The sequence below is a fragment of the Brevundimonas sp. genome, assembly GCF_035626975.1.
GTDB lineage: Bacteria > Pseudomonadota > Alphaproteobacteria > Caulobacterales > Caulobacteraceae > Brevundimonas.
This window is the reverse complement of sequence record NZ_DASPMQ010000028.1, coordinates 36524-52965: the sequence shown is the minus strand read 5'-3', so window position 1 is coordinate 52965 and position 16442 is coordinate 36524. Positions and strand designations below refer to the sequence as shown.

The following is a 16442-nucleotide window of genomic DNA, read 5'->3' as shown; positions in this document are numbered from 1 at the left end:
GCCGGAGGCGCTGCGGTAAGGCGTTAAGAGCGCCACCCGACGCAAGCTCCCGGAAAATCTCCGCGCGGAGCGTCTGTCTGCGTCGAAACGGTAAAACCAAACGAACTCCGGGCGCAGGCCCGGCGCTCCGCACGCCTTCCCGACCCGCTCGCAACGGGCTTCTTGCAATTAGTCATTTTCCTAATTAGCCTCCTTCCTATGAACTCGCTGTTCAAGGCTCTGTCGCATCCGGTCCGCCGCCGCATCATCGAGATGCTGCGCAAGGGGCCGATGGCGTCCGGCGACATCGCCGCCGCCTTCGACATGAGCTGGCCGACCATCACCGGACACCTCAACGCGCTCAAGGAGGCGGGGCTGGTCTCGCCCGAGCGCGCCGGGGCCTCGATCCGCTACCGGCTCGAGATTTCGGCGGTCGAGGAGGCTCTCGCCTTCCTGCTCGCCATGACCGGCGTCCGCGCGCCCGATCCAGACCCCGATCCTGACAGGAAGGACCGCCCATGACCCGCCTTTCCGCCGCCGACCGCGCCACCGTCGTGGTCACCCTGATGATCGTCGCCGCGGGCGTGTGGGTCTTCCTCGCCGGACCGCTGGAACTGATGCCCTACCACTTCGGCGCCGACGGCCAGGCGGACGCCTGGGCCGGGCGGGAGGCGATCGGCGCCGGCCTCGCCGGGCTCGGCCTTCTGACCGGGATTCTCGCGGGTGGCATGGGGGCCGCCGCGGGACGGGCGGAAGACCCCGCCCGGGTCCGGGCCCTGCGCTCCGGCCAGGTGCTGGTCCTGATCTGCCTGCTCGGCGTCAGCCTCTTCGCGGGTGTCTCAAGCGTGAGCGGCCTGACCTCGATGAGCGCCGCCGCCCCCATGGCCGGCCTGTCCGCCTTCTTCCTCGTGATCGGCGCCGTGCTCGGCCGGGTCGGGCCCAATCCGGTCGCCGGCGTCCGCACGCCGTGGAGCTACAAGAGCCGTCTCGCCTGGGACCGCTCCAACCGGCTGGCTGGCCGGCTGTTCTTTCTGATCGGCCTCGTCGGTCTCGCCGCCGCCCCCATCGCCCCGCAACCCCTGGGCTATCAGGTCCTGATCGGCGCCGTGGTCGCGGCCGCCCTCTGGTCGGTCGTCGAAAGCTGGCGCGTGTGGCGCGCCGATCCCGACCGCCAGCCCTTCTGAACCCTGCCCCGGGAGACCGCCATGCTCAGCCTGATCCTCGCCGCCGCCCTGCTGACCGACCCGGTCGCCACCCCGGTGACCCTGCCGTCGCAACCCGCGCCCCTGCACGGGACTCTGCTGAGTCCCGGGACGCCGCCGCGCGCCGTAGCCGTGATACTGCCGGGGTCCGGGCCGACCGACCGGGACGGAAACAGCCCGTCGGGCGTCAACGCCGGCTCCTACCGCCTGCTGGCCGAAGGGCTGGCCGAACACGGCGTCGCCACCCTGCGGATCGACAAGCGGCATCGGCGAGAGCGCCTCCATGGCGATGGCCGAGACTGACCTGCGCTTCTCGCACTACGTCGACGACGCCCGCGCCTGGGCCGCCGAGGCGACGTCCCGGACCGGCCGGCCCTGCGCCTGGCTGATCGGTCACAGCGAGGGCGCGCTGATCGCCCTGGCCGCCGTGGCGGAGGGAAACGACGGGATCTGCGGCCTCATCCTGCTGTCCGGCGCCGGTCGACCGGCGCGGGCGGTGATCGAGGAACAACTCGGATCGCAGTTGCCGGAGCCGATGCGGTCGCAGGCGTTCCATGCCCTGGCGGAGTTGGAGGCGGGCCGCCTCGTGGCCGATCCGCCGCCGGCGCTGGCGGCGCTGCTGCGCCCGTCGGTGCAGCCCTACCTGATCTCGTGGCTGAGACTGGACCCGGCGACCCTGATCGCCGCCTGGGACGGGCCGGTCATGATCGGCCAGGGTCTGACCGACCTCCAGACCACCGAAACCGACGCCCGCGCCCTGGCGACGGCGCAACCGGAAGCGAAGCTGGTGCTGTGGGCCGGCGTCAACCACCTGCTGAAGCCCGCTCCCGCCGACCGCGCCGCCAATTTCGCCACCTACGGCGACCCGGCCCTGCCGCTGGCGCCCGGCGTCGTGGACGACGTGGCCGGCTTCATCCTGCAGCCGCGCTAGTGGCGGCGGTCGCCCCGGTCGCCCTGACCCTTCGACGCGGCGTGTTTCGCCTGCCGTTTCTGGTCCTGGGCCGACGACCGGCCGACGTCGTCCATCTCGGTGAAACGGCCGTCGTCGTCGCGTCGGGCGTAGCGCTTGTCGCCGGGGGTCGGTTCGATCAGTTCGCGTTTGCTCATGGCGTAACTCCTTCCACCGAAAAGGAATCCGGCAGGAGTCATCCGGTTCCCGTCAGGCCAGCGTCTCCTGGAACCGCACCGGCCGCCCGTGGGCCGAGCCGATCAGATCGCCGTCGCGCATCACCACCCGGCCCCGGACGATCGTCGCCATCGGCCAGCCGGTCGCCTCGAAGCCGTCGAACGGGGTCCAGCCCGACCGCGTGGCCATGTCCTCATGCTTGATGACCCGCCTCGCCTTCAGGTCGACCAGGGTCAGGTCGGCGTCATAGCCCTCGGCCATCCGCCCCTTGCCGGCGATGCCGAACACCCGGTTGGCCCCGTGCGAGGTCAGGTCGATGAAGCGATCCAGCGTCAGCCGCCCGTTGGCGACATGGGTCAGCATCACCGGCACCAGCGTCTGCACGCCCGGCATGCCCGACGGCGAGGCCGGATAGGGCCGCGCCTTCTCCTCCAGCGTATGCGGCGCGTGGTCCGAGCCCAGCACGTCGGCGACGCCCTGCTCGATGCCGCGCCACAGGCCGGCGATATGGTAGTTGTTGCGGATCGGCGGGTTCATCTGCGCCAGCCCCTTGAGCCGCTCATAGGCCTCGTCGCCATCCAGCGTCAGGTGCTGCGGCGTCAGCTCCATCGTCGCCACATCCTTGTGGTTCGCCAGGAACTCGACCTCCTCGGCCGTGGTCACGTGCAGCACATGGATGCGCGCGCCCGTCTCCCGCGCCAGCCGCACCAGCCGGCGGGTCGACATGATCGCGCTCTCGGGATCGCGCACCTCGGGATGGCTGGTCCAGTCGCCGGTGCGGGCCAGCGGCCGGCGCTCGACCAGCCGGTACTCGTCCTCGGAATGGAAGGTGGCGCGGCGCTTCACATGGCGCAGCACCTCGCGCACGCCGTCGTCGTCGGCCACCAGCAGGGTGCCGGTCGACGCCCCCATGAACACCTTGACCCCGCAGCAGCCCGGCAGCCGCTCCAGCTCGCCCAGGAAGCGGGCGTTCTCGTGCGTCCCGCCCATGTAGAAGGCGTGGTCGGTCCACATCCGGTCGCGCGCCCGGACCAGCTTGTCGGCCAGGGCGTCCGGATCGGTCGTCGAGGGCTCGGTGTTCGGCATCTCGAACACGGCGGTGACCCCGCCCAGCGCCGCGGCGCGCGAGCCGGTCTCGAGGTCTTCCTTCCACTCCAGCCCCGGCTCGCGGAAATGCACCTGGGTGTCGATCACCCCGGGCAGCACGGTCAGGCCGGCCGCGTCGACGCTCTCGCCGGCGCTGGCCTGCGACAGATCCCCGATGAAGGCGATCCTGCCGTCGATCACCCCGACGTCGGCCATGTCGCGCCCGGCGTGATTGGCCACCTCGCCGCCGCGGACGATCAGGTCGAATGTCTGAGTCATGGACAGCCTATTACCACGCACCCAACATCCGTCATCCTCGGGCTTGACCCGAGGATCAGATTATCCGGTGCGCGGTGGGTCCATCGGGGCGCGATGTCAGGGCCGCGACGCAACGCACAGCTCGCCACCCTCGTCTGATCCTCGGGTCAGGCCCGAGGATGACGGCGTTAAACGCCCCGCTCCGCCAGCAGCTTGCGAGCCGCCTTCAGCACGCGCTCGGCGGGCAGGTCGTTCATGTGCAGGATGGCCTGGTCCAGACGCGGATCGATCTTGCGGTATTCGTCGACCGAGCGCGGCCCGCGCACCGCGACCCCGCCCCACGGCCCCCGCTCGACCTCGTCCGACGGGCCGTAGGCGGCCACCACCGGAACGCCCGAGGCCACCGCCAGATCGGTCCACAACGAGTCGCCACCGAGGTACAGCGCGCTCCGGCCCACCGCCGCCACAATCTGGAGCGGCGTCAGCCGGCCCTGCAGTTCAATGGTGCGGTGGCGCGGCAGGGACAGACGGATGGTGTGGGCGGCGTCGCGGTCGGTTTCGTCGCCGACGACCAGCACGCGGCCGCCCTCCAGCGGACCGCCCTCGCCGACCAGGCTGGAGGCGACCTTGGCGAACCGCTCGGCGGGCCAGCGCCGGCCCATCCATTCCGCGCCCGGGCCGACGGCCAGCATCGGGCCCTCCCCCGGCGGGATCAGCGCCTCGACCGAGGCCCGGGTGGCTTCGGAGACGAACAGCCGGGGCGCGGGAACCTCGTCCAGCTGCAGCACCCGCGCCGCCAGCTCCACGGCATGCACCCCCGGCTCGCGCTCGCCGCGCACCGCCCGCTTCTGGCGCTTCAGCTTGCCGGACAGGGCCGAGCCGCGCATGTCGACCACGCAGCCCCAGTGGGTCGCCCGCACCTGGTTCCACAGGCCGATCCAGTCGAGCCGGCTTTCCTTCTCCAGCACGATCAGCCGGTCCAGCCGGGGGGTGTCAGCGAACAGCGGGGCGCTGGCCGGGGATCCCACAATGGTGAGGCTCGCCTGCGGCATGGCCTCGACCAGATACGCCAGCACGCCAGACGACAGCACCGCGTCCTGCGCGCCCGCCTCGGCGATATACAGGATGGGAAAACGGGCCGTCATGATTGGACCGTATACGGATTCTCCGCTTCCATCAGCGTTTCACGGGGTGTGGTCCACAGGCGCGCGACACCCTATCTGGTCCGTATGACGACCCACATCGCCCGCCTCGACAGCCGCGCCCTGATCCGGGTCTCCGGGCCCGACGCCCGGCCCTTCCTGCACAACCTGCTGACCCAGGACGTCGAGACGCTGGCCGCGGGAGACCTGCGCTTCGGCGCCCTGCTCTCCCCGCCGGGCCGGCTGCTGTTCGACCTGTTCCTTTGGGGGGAGGCCGACGGGGTGGTGCTTGACGCCGCCGCCGACCGCCGCGAGGCGCTGCTGCAGCGGCTGTCGATGTACAAACTCCGCGCCCGGGTCACGGTCGAGGCGGATGACCGACCGGTCCTCGCCTGCTGGCCGGACATCGCCGGGGGCTTCACCGCCGACCCCCGCGCGCCGGGGCTCGGCGGCCGGCGCTGCGGCGGCGGGATCGATGCGAACGCCACGGAGGCCGACTGGCAGGGACACCGGCTCGCCCTCGGCGTTCCCGATCCGGCGCTCGACGCGCCATCCGACAAGGCCTACCCGATCGAGGCCGATTTCGACCTGCTGAACGGCATCGATTTCCAGAAGGGCTGTTTCGTCGGCCAGGAGACCACCTCCCGGATGAAGCGCCGCGGGGCGATCAAGACCCGCATGCTGCCGATCGCCTTCGACGGCCCGCCCCCGGCCTCTGGAGCGGAGGTGCTCAACGGCGACCTCCGCGCCGGCGAAGTGCTCAGCGGTCGGGACGGCGCCGCCATGGCCCTGCTGCGGCTGGACCGGCTGGACGGATCCCTGACGGTCGATGGCCGGCCGGTCGAGGTACGTTGGCCGATGTGGATGGAGCGCCCGGCCTAACCGGCCCCGGACGCGAGCACGATCCGGCCGTAGCAGCCGCTGATATAGGGCGCCCCGCCGGCTACATGCTGCGGCGGCGGACAGGTCGTGATGGTCCCGTTGTTCAGCGGCACTACGTAGATGCGGCTCTCGCCGGGCGTGACGCCCCCGGAGCGATGGCCCATGCAGTCGGGGGCCCCGTTGGTCTCCAGCGTCTCGCTGACGATCCAGTGGCCATCCCGGTCGGTCTCCGTGCGGTAGCGCTTGCGCACCCGCTCCTGACCGCTCTCGACCAGCATCACGCCGTCGGGACCGAACTCCCAGGTCTCCATGCACACGGGCTGCCCGTCCCGCTGGTCGAAGGTATGGAACAGGTACAGCCCCTCCAGCGTGAGCGGCTCCCGGTCCTGCGCCAGGGCGGGCGCCGGCGCGCCGATCGTCAGCACCGCCAGTCCCACCGCTATCCGTCTCATCATCCATCCCTCCCCGCTCGACGCGAACGTCACAGGAAGCATAGGGTCGCGACGGCTTCAATGCCGCCGCGCCCCACGAGGACCCGACCCATGCCGCTCATTGATCTCAGCCACACGATCGAGGCCGGCATGATCACCTACAAGGGCCTGCCGGCGCCGCTGGTCTGCGACCACCTGAGCCGCGAGGCCTCGCGGGCCAACTATGAGCCCGGGACCGAATTCCAGATCGGCCGGATCGAGATGGTCGGCAACACCGGCACCTATCTGGACAGCCCCTTCCACCGCTACGCCGACGGCGAGGACCTCAGCCAGGTCGGACTTGAGCGCGTCGCGGGCTTGCCCGGGATCTTGGTCCGGGCGCCCGACACGCAGGCCGTGGACGTCGACCGCTTCGAGGGCCGCGATCTGCGCGGCAGGGCGGTGCTGGTTCACACCGGCTGGGCCCGCCACTGGCGCACCGACGCCTATTTCGAGGACCACCCCTTCCTGACCGAGGCGGCCGCCGCCTTCCTCGTCGAGGCCGGCGCGGCCCTGGTCGGCATCGACTCGCACAACATCGACGACACCCGCACCCGCGCCCGCCCGGCGCATACCCTGTTGCTCGGCGCCGGCATCCCGATCTGCGAACATATGCGCGGCCTGGAGCTGCTGCCCGACGCCGGCTTCCGCTTCACCGCCGCCCCGCCGAAGATCAAGGCCTTCGGGACGTTTCCGGTGCGGGCGTTCGCGGAGGTGGCGGTATGACCGTCCATCGCTGCGCCTGGTGCGGGACCGATCCGCTGTACGTCGCCTATCATGACGAGGAGTGGGGCGTGCCCGAGTACGACGCCCGCGCCCTGTGGGAGAAGCTGGTGCTGGACGGCTTCCAGGCCGGGCTGGCGTGGATCACCATCCTGAGAAAGCGCGAGGGGATGCGCGACGCCTTCGACGGCTTCGATCCGGAGAAGGTCGCCGCGTATGGCGAGGCCGACATAGAGCGGCTGCTGGGCGACGCCCGCATCATCCGCTCCCGCGCCAAGATCAACAGCGCCATCAAGGGGGCGCGGATCTGGCTGGAGATGCGGGAGAACGGCGAGGACTTCAGCGAATGGCTGTGGTCGTTTGTCGGCGGCGCCGCGATCCAGAACCAGTGGCCCGACAGCGGCGCCCGCCCGGTGGCGACGCCGGAGTCCGAGGCCATGGCCCGGGCGCTGAAGAAACGGGGCTTCACCTTCTGCGGCCCGGTGATCGTCTACGCCTTCATGCAGGCTGTGGGCATGGTCAACGATCACGGGATCGAGTGCTTCCGTCACCGGCAGGTTCGTGCGATGGCCGACCGGTGAAGACCCCGTCGAAGAAACCCGCCAAGGCCAGGCCCGCCGCGAAAACGCCGGCGAAGGCGTCGCGCGGCTTCCCGACCCTGGCGCTCGAGACGGTGCTGATCCAGTCGTGCGGCGGCCCGGTCTGTGGCGTCGACGAGGCCGGGCGCGGCCCGTGGGCGGGGCCCGTTGCGGCGGGGGCGGTGATCCTGAACCCCGACGACCTGCCCGGGGGCATCGACGACTCCAAGGTCCTGACGGCCGAACGGCGCGAGGCGCTGGAGATCGAGATCAAGGCCCGGGCCATCGCCTGGGGCGTCGGCTTCGCCTCGGTCGAGGAAATCGCCGAGCTCAATATCCTGCACGCCACGGGACTGGCCATGTGCCGGGCGGTCGAGGCGCTGGCGGTCCAACCGGTCGCGGCCCTGGTCGACGGCAACTACCGCTTCAAGCTGCCCTGCGATGTGCAGACGGTGGTCGGCGGCGACGGCCTGTCGCTGTCGATCGCGGCGGCCTCGATCCTCGCCAAGACGGCGCGCGACCGGCTGATGATCGCCATGGACGCCGACTATCCGGGCTACGGCTTCGCCTCCCACAAGGGCTACAACGCCCCGGTGCATCAGGCGGCGTTGAAGGCGCTGGGCCCCTGCCCGGCTCACCGCCGCGGCTGGGCGCCGATCCGGGCGCTGCTGGAAACAGACTGAGTCCGCATCCCGCGGATCAAAGGGCCATCATGCCGCCCAGCAAGGCGCCCATCAGGGCGGCGATGATCCCGCCGAGCACCACGACCAGCCAGCCCGGAATGCCCTCGACCATCTCGGCCAGGGTCGGTTCCGGGCCGGGCGCGACGTCGTTGGCGATTCGGCCGTCGAAACGCGCCGGCGTCGGCGGCCTCCAGGCGGCGGGCTCGAAGGCGTCCGCTGCCCGGCCATAGGCGTGATGAGCCTGAAGGCGGCTCGAGGCGGCAGTGGTTATCCGTTCCATGCCGGACTCAACGGCCCGAAGGTCAGGGGCGTTCCGTACGCCCGCGCTCAGGCCGCGTCCGCGAGATTCACCCGCCGGTCGCTGACCACGAACAGGTACTCGACATTGCGCAGCCGCCCCACCGTCCCGACCTTGTCGCCCTTGGGATTGTGGATGCCGATGCGGGCGCCGACGTAGCGCGGCCGGGCGATCTCGATGACCTGCACCTCGCCGCGGCCCGACAGCATCTCGACCAGTTGATCGCGGCCCAGATAGCCCTCGTCGTTGAACGACACGATCAGGTTGGGGGCCTTCACCCCCTCGATCACCGTCTTGAGCGCCGGGGCGATCCCGGGCCGGCTGTTGAAGGCGCTCTTGCGGGTGCGGACGTCGATCCGCTTGTTGGCGATCCCGTAGGTCTCGGGCCTGTCCCACAGCACCAGGCTCTCCCAGCAGTGGTAGTTGCCGAGGTAGGAATGCTGGTTGTAGGGCGGGTCCAGATAAACGAGGTCGGCCTCGACGGCCGGGGCCAGTTCGACGGCGTCGGCGCGGGTCGCCTTGCAGGGTCCCGCCGCCACGCCCGGCAGGATGTCGGGCATCCTCAGCTCCAGCGGCTTCAACGCCCGGCTGGCCCATGATTTCATGTAGGCCATCTGCAGGCCGGCGGTGGAGTCGACCCGGTCGGCGGCCTCCATGAGGCTGACCAGGGCGATGGCCTCGAGCTCGGGCTCCAGCGCCAGGGCCGCGATGCGGTCGCGCATGGCGTCGATGCGGGCGCCGTTCTCCGGCGTGAAATAGCGGGCGTCCTCGCAGAAGGTCTTCGTAAACCAGCCGGGTTCCGGCGCCAGGGCCCGGAGCTCAGCCAGCACCGCTTCGGCCCGCGCCAGCCAGCGCTCGCGGTCGGCCTGGACATAGGCGGTGGCCAACACATGGGCGTAGGCGTTGTGGTCGTTCGACCAGACCCGGAACCCCTGCCCTTTCAGGGCGTGACCGACCCGCGCGGTGCCCGAGAAAAGATCGCACACCGTTCCGCCGTCCGGCAGGGCCGCCGCCACCGCTGCCGTCACATGGCCCAGCAACGCACGCTTGGAGCCGATGTATTTGATCATGCCGACCCTTTGGAACGACGTTCCGGGCTAGCCCTTGCGGCCGCCCTTGGCCGGAGCATGGGCCAGTCGCAGCAGATTCGCAGCCCCCGGAGCGCCGAAGGGGGTTCCGGCGAGGATCAGGACGCGCTGCCCCGGTTCGGCCAGGCCGTATTCGACGGCGCCGGCGACGGCGTCCTCGGTGACGTCCTCCAGCGAGGCCGGCTCCTTGCCCAGCCGGTTCTCCAGGCCCCAGACCAGCGACAGGCGGCGCGCCGTGTCGGGATTGGGGGTCAGGGCCAGAATGGGCTGCAGCGGCCGTTCGCGGGCCATCCGCCGGGCCGTGCCGCCCAGGGTGGTGAAGACCACGATGCAGGCGGTGGACTGGGCCTCGGCCGCCTTGCGGGCCGCGGCGACCAGGGCGTCGGCGTCGATGTCGTCCATGCCGGCGTGTTCGGCGTCCATCAGGCTGGGCCAGATCGGATCGCGCTCCACCCGTTCGATGATCCGGTTCATGATGCCCACCGACTCCAGTGGATAGTCGCCCGACGCCGTCTCGGCCGACAGCATCAGGGCGTCGGCGCCCTCGTACACGGCGTTGGCGACGTCGGAGGCCTCGGCCCGGGTCGGGGCGGGGGCGCTGGTCATCGATTCCAGCATCTGGGTAGCCACGATCACCGGGACGCCGCGCTGGCGGGCGGCGCGGATGATCTGCTTCTGGACCACCGGGACCTCTTCGGGATCCAGTTCGACGCCGAGGTCGCCGCGCGCGACCATCACCCCGTCGCAGTAGTCGAGGATGCTCTCAAGCTGGCTCAGCGCCTGCGGCTTCTCGATCTTGGCCAGGCAGGCGGCCCGGCCCTTCACGATCTGCTTCAGCTCGGCCATGTCCTCGGCCTTCTGCACGAAGCTGAGCGCCACCCAGTCGACGCCGATGCGCAGGGCGAAAGCCAGGTCCTCACGGTCCTTCGGGGTCAGCGCCGAGACCGGCACCACCGCCTCCGGCACGGCCACGCCCTTGCGGTCCGACAGTTTCGAACCGCTCTCGACGGTCACGTCGGCCCAGTCGTCGGTGCGCTCATTGACCCGCAGCCGCACCCGGCCGTCGTCGAGCAGCAGCAGCATGCCGGTGCGCAGCGCCTTGAAGATCTCCGGATGCGGCATCTGCACCCGCGTCTCGTCGCCCGGCGTCGGATCGAGGTCGAAGCGCATCTTGTGGCCGGGCTTCACGTCGATCTCGACGTCGGCGAACCGGCCCAGCCGCAGCTTGGGGCCCTGCAGGTCGGCCAGCACGCCGAGTGGCCGCTTCAGCGCCAGCTCGGCCCCGCGCACGGCCTTCAGCGCCGCCGCGTGATCGTCATGCGAGCCATGGCTGAAGTTGAGGCGAAACACGTCGACCCCGGCCTGGGCCAGGGCCTTGACCGTGCCGGGCGCCCGGCTGGCGGGTCCCAGGGTCGCGACGATGCGGGCGCGCCGGGCTCTTTTCATCGAATATCCATACGGCCTGAAGGGGAAGAAGCCCCTTGTGCCCATGAAAGCGCGCCCGGTTAAGGTCGGTTCGCTGGCGGAAACACGAAGTTATGCGCCGCGCCCCCGGCGCAGGGTGCGGAAGGTCACGGAATACCGCAGCCGCTCGCCCGGCGTGATGCTGTGCTGCCAGTCCCGCCGGGCCGCGCCATCCAGCAGATAGGCCGAGCGCGGCTCGAGCGGCAGCGACGCCCGCCGCCAGCCGTCGCCATCTCGCCGGCGCAGCCTCAGCACCGCCGGCGAGACAAACGACAGGCCGATCACCTTGTCGAACTCGGGCCGATCGCGATGCCAGCCGATGCCGGCGCCGGGCGCGTATTCGGTGACCATGGCGTGCTCGAGGGCGTCGGGGTCCAGCCCCGCGAAGGCGGCGGCGGCTCGCCGCGCCGGCTCCAGGAACCGGGGTATCGGCTCGGCGTCCCTCAGCGCCGAGGCGCTGAAGTCGTAGCGCGAGCCGAACGAAACGACCCGGCGATTGCCCTTGAACCCATGGAAATCGAAGGCCCGGAACGGCAGGTCGGCGAAAGCTTCGACAAGTCGGTCAACCTCGGGTGCGGAGATCACATTCTCCGCGTAGCGGAGCCCCTCCGGCAGCGCCGGCGGTGCATCGAACAGGCTCAATTGCTCACGCGCCATGGCCCCGTAACGCACGGCGCGGACGCATGGTGCGAGCGGCGGGGATCGAACCCGCATGACCGAAGTCGAGGGATTTTAAGTCCCTTGCGTCTACCAGTTTCGCCACGCTCGCGACGGCAATCGTCTAGCAGCGCGATGTGGGTTCGACCATGCGGTCCGTCAGTAGCCCGAGGCGGATCCCGTCGCCATGACGCCGGCGATGCCCACCACCCACAGGATGCAGATCAGCAGGGCGATCCCGGAGGTGACGGCTCCCCCGATCGCGAGTCCCCGTCCGGTCGGCTTGTTCATGGACAGCAGCCCCATGATCAGCCCGGCCGGGGCCAGAATCCACGAGAGCATTCCGATGACCGGAATGAAGGCCATGAGCAGCGCCACGATGCCGACCACCAGCGAGGCGATGGCCAGACCGTTGCTCGGCGGCGGGGAATAGGGGTTCTGGTTGAAATCGTCGCTCACGGAGGCCCTCCTGTGATGAACCGGATTCGCCGACCGTCGCACGCCGGGCGGTGCGGTCAAGCTTGAAAGAGCCTAGTGCGCTGCTGCCTCCGCCGCCTCCGCCGGCCGCATCGCCCGGAAATCGACGTCCGAGTCCGCGATCAGCCAGACCAGGGCGGCCCAGGCGGCGACGTTCTGGTTCAACTGCTCCGGATCGATCTTGTCCAGCGTGTCGTCCGCCGTGTGGTGCAGGTCGAAATAGCGCGTGCCATCCTGGTTGAGGCCGAACACCGGCACCCCCGCGCCCGCCAGCGGGCCGATGTCGACCCCGCCGTGCAGCTCCGGTTGGGGCGAGGGCAGCACGCCGATCGGATACAGCACCCGCGCCGCGGCCCGGGCGAAATCAGAATTCTGCGCGCCAGGCGGCAGGCCCAGCGCATAGACCCGGTCCGCGCCGAAATCGCTTTCGCCGGCGATGACGTGCTTCTCCACCGCCGCGCCGATCCCGCGCAGATAGGCGCCGCCACCGTTGCCGGTGTCGGTCGGCTGGGCCACTTCCTCCGAGCCGTACAGCACCACGCGGATGGTCCGGGCCGGACGACGGCCGCTTTCGGCAATGGCCCTGGCCGCCGCCAGGGTGATGGCCCCGCCCGCGCCGTCGTCGATGGCCCCGGTGCCGAGGTCCCAGCTGTCCATGTGCGAGCCCAGCACGATGATCTCGTCCGGCCGCGAACGCCCCACGATCTCGCCGATCACGTTCTGCGACACGGTCTCGTAGGTGTGGGCCGTCGAGGACAGGCTGACGCGCACCGGGTCATCCATGCCGACAAGGCGCGTCAGCTGATCGGCGTCAGGGGCGCTCAGCGCGAAGGCCGGCAAGGGCACGCGGCCCTCGACGTAGCGGGTCGTGCCGGTGTGCGGCATGCGGTGCTCGTCCGAACCGGCCGAGCGCATCAGGAAGGCGACCGCGCCCTTGGCCGCCGCGGCGGCCGGCCCCGCGCCCCGGATGCGGCTCAGCGGGCCATAGCCCGACCCGTCCTGCATCCGCACCATCTGGCCGGCGTCGACAAAGGCGATCTTGCCCGCCAGCGATCCGGCCGGGGCGGCGTTCAGCGCGTCGAGGCTGTCGAACCGCGCCACCTCGGCCTCGATCGTCCCGTTGGTGCCCGGCGAATGGCCCAGCGCCGCCACGACCAGCCGCTGCGGATGGGCGCCGACGATGAAGGCGCTCTCCTCGCCACGCTCCCAGCCGACCAGCGGGAACTCCTCGATGCGCACGTTCTGGAAGCCCTGCGCCTGCATGTAACCCGCGGCCCAGGCCGAGGCGTCCTGCTCGGCCTTGGACCCGGCCGGCCGCGGGCCGAAGCGGGTGGTCAGCTGGGTGACGTAGTCCAGGGCGATGTTCCGCTCCAGCGCCGCGTCACGGATCGCGCCGGCCCGCTGGACGGTGGCGGCGTCCTGCGCCACCGCCGGAGCGGCGATGAACGTGAGCGCCAGCGCGCTGGCGGCGAGAAGTCGGGCGGACAGGGACATCGGTAACTCCGGGACTCAGAAGGAGGCCGAACCTAGACCGCGCACACCGGAGCGAGAAGCGGCCCGGGCCGGAGTTTTCTCCGCCGCCGCATAAGCAGGGCTGGTCGCTCCTGACGGGGGTCCCGGCGGCATGCATGAAACCACCGCCCCCCTCATTCGCTCTGTGGTCATGCGCGCCATCCTTGTCGCCCTGTGCCTCGTCGCCTGCAGCCCGGCCGCCCCGGCCCCGGATGCACAGCGGCCGGTCGCGCCGTCGCCCGCGGAAGCCCCGGCGCCGGCCGACATTCGCGGCGAATGGCGGCTGACGGCCATGAACGGCCGCCCGGCCCCCGCGCCCGACGACACCGACTCGATCCACCCGATCCTGATGACGGTGGGCGACTTCACCTTTCGGGCCCGCTCGCAGTGCGTGGCCTTCTGGCGGCGCTATGAGCGGGAAGGAGACCGGCTCGTTGTCACCGACGCCAATCCCGGGGCGATGTGCGCCCGCGGCCTGTCGCCATGGGAAACCGGTTCAGCCGCACCCTGTCGGCGGTGACCCGGGCCGAACGCGATGACGGAACCCTGCGGCTGACCGGTCCGGGCACGAGCCTGATTTTCGAGGCCGCGCCGCCTCCGCCCCGGCCTGACATCACCGGCCGCTGGCGGCTGCATGTCTTCCACGGCGTCGCCCCGCCCGCCGGGTCCGAGCCGATCGAGATCACGATCACGGATGGGCGGATCGACGCCAACGCCTGCGTCTTCGAAGACTGGCGCTATCGGCAGGACGGAACGCTGATGGAGGTGACGCCGGACGCCGGAGCGGTCTGCGAACGCATGACGACCCCGTGGGAAGAGCGCTTCGGCGCCTTCATGGACCGCGTGAACCGCGCGACCCTCATCGAAGGCGGCGCGCTGATCCTGGACAGCCCGTCGGAGCAGGTCGAATTCCGACGGGCTCCGTAGGGCTATTCGCCCTTGATGTAGGGCTCGACCGGTCCCTGCAGCTTGACCGTCAGGGCCTTGCCGCGGCGGTCTACGCGGTTGCCGACGGCGAGGCGCACCCAGCTCTCGGAGACGCAGTATTCCTCGACATTGGTCTTGTCTTCGCCCTTGAAGCGGACGCCGATCCCCTTGGCCAGCAGGTCGGCGTCGTGGAACGGGCTGTCGGGATCGACGGACAGGCGGTCGGGAAGGTCGGTCATGGTCGGGCGCTCGGCGAAGGACAGGTCGCGGCCTTTAGCCGAGGATGACGCCCACTCCAAGAGAGCTTGACCTGACGCCGCGTCAATCGGCTAGGTTCGTTGCGAATAGCTACGGACCTAGGATGAACGACCTCGTCACCCGCGATTTCACCGCTTCCGCCGCCGACGGCTATCCGCTGTCGATGCGGCTGATCTCGGCTGAACGGCCGACCGTCGCAGTGCTGGTCAGTTCCGGCACCGGATTTCCCAAAGGCTTCTACGACCGGTTCGCCCGACATCTGGCGGGCAGGGGCGCGGCGGTGCTGACCTACGATTTCCGCGGCATCGCCGGATCGCGGCCCGAGAATCTCGCGGCGATGAAGATGGACTATCCGGACTGGGGGCGGCTCGACATGCCCGCCGCCCTCGACGCCCTGATCGGGGCCGCGCCGGGGCTGCCGATCGTCCATGTCGGCCACAGCGTCGGCGGTCATTTCCTCGGCTTCATGCCCAACCAGCATCGCATCGCTCGCCACGCCTTCGTCTCGGTCGGCAGCGGTTACTGGGGCCGGCACCACCGGTCCTACAACCCGCTCGAGCTGTTCTTCTGGTTCGGCTACGGCCCGTGGAGCCTGTTCCGGCGCGGCTATATCAGAGGCGGGGGCCTGTGGGCGGGGACGGATTTGCCGCGCGGCGTCTGGGAGACCTGGCGGCGCTGGTGCCTGAAAGAGCCCTATTTCCGCGACGAGTTGAAGGACCGGCTGAAGCCGCACCATTTCGAGGCGGTGACGGCGCCGATCCGTTCGTGGATCTTCACCGACGATCCGATCGCCACCCCGGTCACCTCGCCGATCCTGCTCGAGGTCTATCCGAACGCTCCGCGCGAGGTGGTGGTCCGTGCGCCGTCGGACTACGAAGTCGCCCGCATCGGCCACGAGGGCGCCTTCCGCCGCGGCATGGAGCCGCTGTGGGACGAGATGTTCGACTGGCTCCGGGCCGGTTGACGCCGCCCGGCGCATTGCAGGTGACGGCGCGGCGCGCCCCGTGCTAGCGCGTGGGAGGTATTGTTCGGGGGAGCAGCCGTTGCGTGTCGTGAATCTCGTCGTCGTGGCCCTGGCGCTTGGCTTGGCCGCTTGCGGATCGCCGAAGGCCGCGGCGCCGCTGCCGGCCAGTCTGGAGGACGGCGACAACTGCTTCGCCCAGCGCAACTGGAACTGCGCCGCGGCCAACTACCACGGCTACCTCAAGACCTACCCCAATGACCCGGCGGTCAACGCCAAGGCGGGCATCGCCTACACCCGCGCCGGCCATCACCGCGAGGCCGTGCCGTTCTACAAATACGCCGAGGGCCTGGGCGTGATCACCTATGACATGTACGCCGGCTATGCGATCAGCCTCGATGCCACGGGCGACCTCGACGGCGCCATCCGGGCCAACAGAAAGGCGCTGGAGCTCGTCCCCAGCCTGGTCGACGTGCGCGGCAGCCTGGCCGCCCAGCTGGTCCGCAAGGGCCAGCCCGGGGACGCGGTCAAACTGCTCGAGGAATTCGACGCCCTGTTGAAGCGTAATGGCCAGCAGCCCTATTTCACGGCCCAGATCGCCTCGATCAAGCAGACGGCCGGGCTGAACTAGCCCCGGGGCCGCTGCGCGACCGGCCCGCCGACGGACGGCG

The 16442-nt window shown here is 70.5% G+C and carries 23 protein-coding genes and 1 tRNA gene; 12 read left to right on the top strand and 12 right to left on the bottom strand.

The features are described 5' to 3' along the window. Positions 1-198 precede the first annotated feature (198 nt). The 4 genes from VEB62_RS07555 to VEB62_RS07540 are packed head-to-tail and all read left to right on the top strand — an operon-like array spanning position 199 to position 2112. Positions 199-501 carry a metalloregulator ArsR/SmtB family transcription factor gene (locus tag VEB62_RS07555; RefSeq protein WP_324797557.1) on the top strand — a complete coding sequence of 101 codons (303 nt, stop codon included), beginning with the start codon at positions 199-201 and terminating at the stop codon, positions 499-501. Beyond that, positions 498-1163 carry an SdpI family protein gene (locus VEB62_RS07550; RefSeq protein WP_324797555.1) on the top strand — a complete coding sequence of 222 codons (666 nt, stop codon included), beginning with the start codon at positions 498-500 and terminating at the stop codon, positions 1161-1163. Before VEB62_RS07555 ends, VEB62_RS07550 begins: the two co-directional genes overlap by 4 nt. 21 nt (positions 1164-1184) lie before the next feature. Beyond that, on the top strand, positions 1185-1484 hold the full coding sequence (locus VEB62_RS07545; RefSeq protein WP_324797552.1) for an alpha/beta fold hydrolase: 300 nt from the start codon (positions 1185-1187) through the stop codon (positions 1482-1484). Beyond that, positions 1465-2112 (top strand): alpha/beta hydrolase, encoded by a 648-nt coding sequence (locus tag VEB62_RS07540; protein ID WP_324797549.1) that lies wholly within the window; start codon positions 1465-1467, stop codon positions 2110-2112. The genes VEB62_RS07545 and VEB62_RS07540 overlap by 20 nt, the downstream gene beginning before the upstream one ends. Here the strand turns inward: VEB62_RS07540 and VEB62_RS07535 are convergent. The 3 genes from VEB62_RS07535 to VEB62_RS07525 form a co-directional block, all read right to left on the bottom strand. Then, complete coding sequence (locus tag VEB62_RS07535) at positions 2109-2288, bottom strand: hypothetical protein (protein WP_324797546.1); 180 nt, start codon at positions 2286-2288, stop codon at positions 2109-2111. The two genes, VEB62_RS07540 and VEB62_RS07535, sit on opposite strands and share 4 nt — an antisense overlap. 52 nt (positions 2289-2340) lie before the next feature. Beyond that, positions 2341-3672 carry a dihydroorotase gene (locus VEB62_RS07530; protein ID WP_324797543.1) on the bottom strand — a complete coding sequence of 444 codons (1332 nt, stop codon included), beginning with the start codon at positions 3670-3672 and terminating at the stop codon, positions 2341-2343. Between the two features lie 167 nt (positions 3673-3839). Continuing rightward, positions 3840-4796, bottom strand: coding sequence for a glycosyltransferase family 9 protein (locus VEB62_RS07525; protein WP_324797540.1), 957 nt, complete (start codon positions 4794-4796; stop codon positions 3840-3842). 84 nt (positions 4797-4880) lie between these two features. Here VEB62_RS07525 and ygfZ point away from each other — a divergent pair, with 84 nt between their 5' ends. Further along, positions 4881-5675: a CAF17-like 4Fe-4S cluster assembly/insertion protein YgfZ gene (gene ygfZ / locus VEB62_RS07520; protein WP_324797537.1), complete on the top strand. Its 795-nt coding sequence runs from the start codon at positions 4881-4883 to the stop codon at positions 5673-5675. On the opposite strand, the gene VEB62_RS07515 is transcribed toward ygfZ, so the two are convergent. Then, complete coding sequence (locus VEB62_RS07515; RefSeq protein ID WP_324797535.1) at positions 5672-6130, bottom strand: hypothetical protein; 459 nt, start codon at positions 6128-6130, stop codon at positions 5672-5674. The genes ygfZ and VEB62_RS07515 overlap by 4 nt on opposite strands. An 87-nt stretch (positions 6131-6217) precedes the next feature. On the opposite strand from VEB62_RS07515, the gene VEB62_RS07510 reads away from it, so the two are divergent. The 3 genes from VEB62_RS07510 (at position 6218) to rnhB (ending at position 8129) form a co-directional block, all read left to right on the top strand. Beyond that, the gene (locus VEB62_RS07510; protein WP_324797532.1) at positions 6218-6871 is read left to right on the top strand and encodes a cyclase family protein; all 654 of its coding nucleotides are present in this window, start codon (positions 6218-6220) and stop codon (positions 6869-6871) included. Continuing rightward, on the top strand, positions 6868-7449 hold the full coding sequence (locus VEB62_RS07505) for a DNA-3-methyladenine glycosylase I (RefSeq protein ID WP_324797529.1): 582 nt from the start codon (positions 6868-6870) through the stop codon (positions 7447-7449). Before VEB62_RS07510 ends, VEB62_RS07505 begins: the two co-directional genes overlap by 4 nt. 77 nt (positions 7450-7526) lie before the next feature. Beyond that, positions 7527-8129, top strand: coding sequence for a ribonuclease HII (gene rnhB, locus VEB62_RS07500; protein ID WP_324797562.1), 603 nt, complete (start codon positions 7527-7529; stop codon positions 8127-8129). A gap of 16 nt (positions 8130-8145) precedes the next feature. On the opposite strand, the gene VEB62_RS07495 is transcribed toward rnhB, so the two are convergent. From VEB62_RS07495 to VEB62_RS07465, 7 genes are all read right to left on the bottom strand, one after another. Next, the gene (locus tag VEB62_RS07495) at positions 8146-8409 is read right to left on the bottom strand and encodes a hypothetical protein (protein WP_324797527.1); all 264 of its coding nucleotides are present in this window, start codon (positions 8407-8409) and stop codon (positions 8146-8148) included. A 47-nt stretch (positions 8410-8456) separates the two neighbouring features. Next, positions 8457-9497: a DNA adenine methylase gene (locus VEB62_RS07490; RefSeq protein ID WP_324797524.1), complete on the bottom strand. Its 1041-nt coding sequence runs from the start codon at positions 9495-9497 to the stop codon at positions 8457-8459. Positions 9498-9524: 27 nt separating this feature from the next. Next, on the bottom strand, positions 9525-10961 hold the full coding sequence (gene pyk, locus VEB62_RS07485; protein ID WP_324797522.1) for a pyruvate kinase: 1437 nt from the start codon (positions 10959-10961) through the stop codon (positions 9525-9527). A 90-nt stretch (positions 10962-11051) separates the two neighbouring features. Then, positions 11052-11636, bottom strand: coding sequence for an alpha-ketoglutarate-dependent dioxygenase AlkB (locus tag VEB62_RS07480; RefSeq protein ID WP_324797520.1), 585 nt, complete (start codon positions 11634-11636; stop codon positions 11052-11054). A 27-nt stretch (positions 11637-11663) separates the two neighbouring features. Beyond that, positions 11664-11748 (bottom strand) — tRNA-Leu (locus VEB62_RS07475). 47 nt (positions 11749-11795) lie between these two features. Then, positions 11796-12095 carry a hypothetical protein gene (locus VEB62_RS07470; protein ID WP_324797518.1) on the bottom strand — a complete coding sequence of 100 codons (300 nt, stop codon included), beginning with the start codon at positions 12093-12095 and terminating at the stop codon, positions 11796-11798. A 72-nt stretch (positions 12096-12167) separates the two neighbouring features. Next, entirely contained in the window at positions 12168-13607 is a 1440-nt protein-coding gene (locus VEB62_RS07465) for a M20/M25/M40 family metallo-hydrolase (RefSeq protein WP_324797515.1), read from the bottom strand. 169 nt (positions 13608-13776) lie between these two features. Between VEB62_RS07465 and VEB62_RS07460 the strand changes: the two genes are divergently transcribed. Beyond that, complete coding sequence (locus tag VEB62_RS07460; protein ID WP_324797511.1) at positions 13777-14145, top strand: hypothetical protein; 369 nt, start codon at positions 13777-13779, stop codon at positions 14143-14145. Next, complete coding sequence (locus tag VEB62_RS07455) at positions 14109-14552, top strand: hypothetical protein (protein WP_324797508.1); 444 nt, start codon at positions 14109-14111, stop codon at positions 14550-14552. Before VEB62_RS07460 ends, VEB62_RS07455 begins: the two co-directional genes overlap by 37 nt. Before the next feature lie 2 nt (positions 14553-14554). Here the strand turns inward: VEB62_RS07455 and VEB62_RS07450 are convergent, their stop codons facing one another. Continuing rightward, entirely contained in the window at positions 14555-14791 is a 237-nt protein-coding gene (locus tag VEB62_RS07450; RefSeq protein WP_168044841.1) for a DUF3297 family protein, read from the bottom strand. Positions 14792-14913: 122 nt separating this feature from the next. Between VEB62_RS07450 and VEB62_RS07445 the strand changes: the two genes are divergently transcribed. Together VEB62_RS07445 and VEB62_RS07440 are read left to right on the top strand one after the other, a co-directional pair. Then, the gene (locus VEB62_RS07445) at positions 14914-15774 is read left to right on the top strand and encodes an alpha/beta hydrolase family protein (RefSeq protein ID WP_324797505.1); all 861 of its coding nucleotides are present in this window, start codon (positions 14914-14916) and stop codon (positions 15772-15774) included. 79 nt (positions 15775-15853) lie between these two features. Next, the gene (locus VEB62_RS07440; RefSeq protein ID WP_324797503.1) at positions 15854-16402 is read left to right on the top strand and encodes a tetratricopeptide repeat protein; all 549 of its coding nucleotides are present in this window, start codon (positions 15854-15856) and stop codon (positions 16400-16402) included. Positions 16403-16442 lie beyond the last annotated feature (40 nt).

Coding starts and splice junctions, on each gene's coding strand:
- VEB62_RS07480 (WP_324797520.1), bottom strand. CDS start 11,636: ATGGCGCGTGAGCAATTGAGCCTGTTCGATGCACCGCCGGCGCTGCCG.
- VEB62_RS07535 (WP_324797546.1), bottom strand. CDS start 2,288: ATGAGCAAACGCGAACTGATCGAACCGACCCCCGGCGACAAGCGCTAC.
- VEB62_RS07530 (WP_324797543.1), bottom strand. CDS start 3,672: ATGACTCAGACATTCGACCTGATCGTCCGCGGCGGCGAGGTGGCCAAT.
- VEB62_RS07460 (WP_324797511.1), top strand. CDS start 13,777: ATGCGCGCCATCCTTGTCGCCCTGTGCCTCGTCGCCTGCAGCCCGGCC.
- VEB62_RS07510 (WP_324797532.1), top strand. CDS start 6,218: ATGCCGCTCATTGATCTCAGCCACACGATCGAGGCCGGCATGATCACC.
- VEB62_RS07495 (WP_324797527.1), bottom strand. CDS start 8,409: ATGGAACGGATAACCACTGCCGCCTCGAGCCGCCTTCAGGCTCATCAC.
- ygfZ (WP_324797537.1), top strand. CDS start 4,881: ATGACGACCCACATCGCCCGCCTCGACAGCCGCGCCCTGATCCGGGTC.
- VEB62_RS07555 (WP_324797557.1), top strand. CDS start 199: ATGAACTCGCTGTTCAAGGCTCTGTCGCATCCGGTCCGCCGCCGCATC.
- VEB62_RS07465 (WP_324797515.1), bottom strand. CDS start 13,607: ATGTCCCTGTCCGCCCGACTTCTCGCCGCCAGCGCGCTGGCGCTCACG.
- VEB62_RS07445 (WP_324797505.1), top strand. CDS start 14,914: ATGAACGACCTCGTCACCCGCGATTTCACCGCTTCCGCCGCCGACGGC.
- pyk (WP_324797522.1), bottom strand. CDS start 10,961: ATGAAAAGAGCCCGGCGCGCCCGCATCGTCGCGACCCTGGGACCCGCC.
- VEB62_RS07540 (WP_324797549.1), top strand. CDS start 1,465: ATGGCGATGGCCGAGACTGACCTGCGCTTCTCGCACTACGTCGACGAC.
- VEB62_RS07545 (WP_324797552.1), top strand. CDS start 1,185: ATGCTCAGCCTGATCCTCGCCGCCGCCCTGCTGACCGACCCGGTCGCC.
- VEB62_RS07550 (WP_324797555.1), top strand. CDS start 498: ATGACCCGCCTTTCCGCCGCCGACCGCGCCACCGTCGTGGTCACCCTG.
- VEB62_RS07515 (WP_324797535.1), bottom strand. CDS start 6,130: ATGATGAGACGGATAGCGGTGGGACTGGCGGTGCTGACGATCGGCGCG.
- VEB62_RS07450 (WP_168044841.1), bottom strand. CDS start 14,791: ATGACCGACCTTCCCGACCGCCTGTCCGTCGATCCCGACAGCCCGTTC.
- VEB62_RS07455 (WP_324797508.1), top strand. CDS start 14,109: ATGGGAAACCGGTTCAGCCGCACCCTGTCGGCGGTGACCCGGGCCGAA.
- VEB62_RS07525 (WP_324797540.1), bottom strand. CDS start 4,796: ATGACGGCCCGTTTTCCCATCCTGTATATCGCCGAGGCGGGCGCGCAG.
- VEB62_RS07505 (WP_324797529.1), top strand. CDS start 6,868: ATGACCGTCCATCGCTGCGCCTGGTGCGGGACCGATCCGCTGTACGTC.
- VEB62_RS07490 (WP_324797524.1), bottom strand. CDS start 9,497: ATGATCAAATACATCGGCTCCAAGCGTGCGTTGCTGGGCCATGTGACG.